Origin of the sequence: Mesorhizobium sp. M7A.F.Ca.MR.362.00.0.0 (assembly GCF_004023175.1) — a bacterium.
Classification (GTDB): Bacteria; Pseudomonadota; Alphaproteobacteria; order Rhizobiales; family Rhizobiaceae; genus Mesorhizobium.
On sequence record NZ_RZTF01000593.1, the window covers coordinates 1 to 2651 of the forward strand.

Sequence of the window (2651 nt, forward strand, 5' to 3'; positions counted from 1 at the left end):
CTAGAGAATTGCGTCAAAACAAAGAGTTAGAGCAGCTCGCCGTTTCCGTGAAACGGTAAAATGCTCTAGAACAGCACCTGCCGTTACGGCGCAGGGCTTTCCAACCGAACCGGGCCGACCAGGCGACGAGCGACCTCGACGCTTTCTCGTGCGCCGCGCATATAGCCGCGCGGCGAGGTCCCCAGCATGCGCTTGAACATGGTGATGAAGGCCGGCACGCTGTCATAGCCGAGATCGAGCGCCACCCTGGTGATCGGCTCGCCGTCCGCCAGCCTGGGCAGCGCCGCGAACAGGCAGGCCTGCTGGCGCCATGTCGACAGCGACAGGCCGGTCTGGCGCTGGAAGGCGCGGGTGAAGGAGCGGCGGCTCATGCCGGCGGCATCCGCCCATTCATCGATCGTTGCATGCGGCGACGGTGCCGCGACGAAGCGCCGGCAGAGCGCCGACAGCCTTGGATCGGACGGGAATGGCAGGCCGAGCGGCCGTTCCGGCAAGGTCGGGATTTCGTGCAGCAAAAGGTTCATGATCAGCCCACCGCGTCCTTCCAGAACGCCGCCTTGCGGCAGCTTTTCCGATTCCACGATCAGGCTGTGCATCAGGTCGGTGACGCCGACGACGCGCAAGCCTTCGGGCAGCCCGGGGATCGCCTGTGGCATGACATAGACCGAACGCATCGAGACATCGCCCAGCATCTCGACGGAATGCTCGGTGCCGGCTGGAATCCACATCGCGTGGTCGGGCGGCACCATCCAGCGTCCGTAGCGCGTCGTCACCAGCACCACGCCGACAAGCGCATGCAAGAGCTGGCTGCGGCTGTGGCGGTGCTGCGGCACACGGTAGCCATCGGGATATTCGGTCGGCAATGCCACCGCCGGCCCGGCCACTTGTTCAAGCCACTCCCAGCGGCTCTCGTGCAACTGGCCGAGATTGGCGTTGCCAGCGTGAAAGACTTCTTTGCCGTGCGGCATCCGATATGGCCCACTTGCGAAACTATTGGACCAAACCACGAAAGAAGTCATCCCGCAAGCAGCTTATAAGGCACCGGTCCCAAGCGCTCCACAGGAGCGTCCGACAAGGCGGCCGCAGGTGCGTCCGTCAACTGCCTGCGGGCCTGCCCGCCAAAAAGACCACGGAGCCTACCTTGACCGATACGACAGCCGCCAGCGTCGCCCCACCGGCGACCACCAGTCACGCTTCAGCCCAGGCGACGGCCTTCACCGTCATCCTGGCGGTGAGCTTCTGCCACTGCATCAACGACATCATGCAGTCGCTGCTGTCGGCCATTTACCCGCTCCTGAAAGAGAATTATGGCCTCGATTTCTGGCAGATCGGCTTGTTGACCTTCACCTTCCAGGTGACCGCGTCGCTGCTGCAGCCTGTGATCGGCATGATCACCGACAAACGGCCGATGCCCTATTCGCTGCCCTACGGCATGGCGTCATCGCTGATCGGCCTGATTGTGCTCGCCTATGCCGGGCACTATTCGCTGCTCCTGATCGGCGCCTCGCTGATCGGCATCGGCTCGGCGATCTTCCATCCGGAATCCTCGCGCATCGCCCGCTTCGCCTCCGGCGGCCGCTTCGGCCTGGCGCAGTCGCTGTTCCAGGTTGGCGGCAATTTCGGACAGTCCATGGGGCCGCTGCTGGCAGCCTTCATCGTCGTGCCGTTCGGCCAGACCAGCATTTCCTGGTTCGCCGTCGGCTCGCTGATCGGCATCATCGTTTTGTGGCAGGTCGGCGGCTGGTACAGCCGGCTGCGTGCCGCACAGGGCACCCGCAAGGCGGCGAGCTTCGTTTCGCCCTTCCCGCGCCGCAAGGTGATGAACGCATTGATCGTGCTGACCCTGCTGGTGCTGAGCAAGAATGCCTACATCGCCAGCCTCGCCAGCTACTACACCTTCTATTCCATGCATAAGTTCGGCGTTTCGGTGCAGATGAGCCAAGTCATGCTGTTCCTGTTCCTCGGTGCCTCGGCGCTGGGCATCCTGCTCGGCGGCCCGTTCGGCGACCGCTACGGGCAGAAGGCGATGATCTGGTTCTCCATCGTCGGCGTGCTGCCCTTCACGCTCGCCTTGCCCTACGCCAATCTGGAATGGACGATGGTGCTGACGGTGCTGATCGGCCTGATCCTGTCCTCTGCCTTCTCGAACATCGTCGTCTTTGCGCAGGAACTCGTGCCGGGCCGCGTCGGCATGATCGCCGGCATCTTCTTCGGCTTCGCCTTCGGCATGGGCGGCATCGCGGCGGCCGTGCTCGGTATCGTCGCCGATATGAAGGGCATCGATTTCGTCTTCCAGATCTGCTCGTATTTGCCGTTTCTTGGATTGCTCACCGTGTTCCTGCCAAACATGAAGGAAGCGCGCAAAGCGCAGGCGGCCGCCTAGATCAGGCGGGTCTGCCGCTGTCACAAAAATGCACCCGCCTGATGACGGGTGCATTTTTGTGGGCCATGGCCTTAAGCCTTGAAGAAGGCCAGCAGGTCGGCGTTGATGATGTCTGCATGGGTCGTGGCCATGCCGTGCGGGAAGCCCTTGTAGACCTTGAGCTCGCCCTTCTTGAGCAGCTTGATCGTCAGCAGCGCCGAATCGGCGATCGGAACGATCTGGTCGTCGTCTCCGTGCATGACCAGGACAGGCACGTCGATTGCCTTCA

At 62.9% G+C, this 2651-nt stretch carries 3 protein-coding genes; 1 reads left to right on the forward strand and 2 read right to left on the reverse strand.

Going from position 1 to position 2651, the window contains the following annotated elements; genetic code table 11:
- Window positions 1-83 precede the first annotated feature (83 nt).
- On the reverse strand, window positions 84-968 hold the full coding sequence (locus tag EOC06_RS35650; protein ID WP_127270546.1) for a helix-turn-helix domain-containing protein: 885 nt from the start codon (window positions 966-968) through the stop codon (window positions 84-86).
- A gap of 173 nt (window positions 969-1141) precedes the next feature.
- On the opposite strand from EOC06_RS35650, the gene EOC06_RS35655 reads away from it, so the two are divergent.
- Window positions 1142-2383 (forward strand): MFS transporter, encoded by a 1242-nt coding sequence (locus tag EOC06_RS35655; protein ID WP_128361821.1) that lies wholly within the window; start codon window positions 1142-1144, stop codon window positions 2381-2383.
- Between the two features lie 71 nt (window positions 2384-2454).
- Here the strand turns inward: EOC06_RS35655 and EOC06_RS35660 are convergent.
- On the reverse strand, window positions 2455-2651 hold a 197-nt coding region (locus EOC06_RS35660), incomplete at its 5' end, for an alpha/beta fold hydrolase (protein ID WP_164898948.1).

What these genes read in the sequence shown, in the direction of transcription:
- EOC06_RS35650 (WP_127270546.1), bottom strand. Translation starts at nt 968, where the DNA reads ATGCCGCACGGCAAAGAAGTCTTTCACGCTGGCAACGCCAATCTCGGC.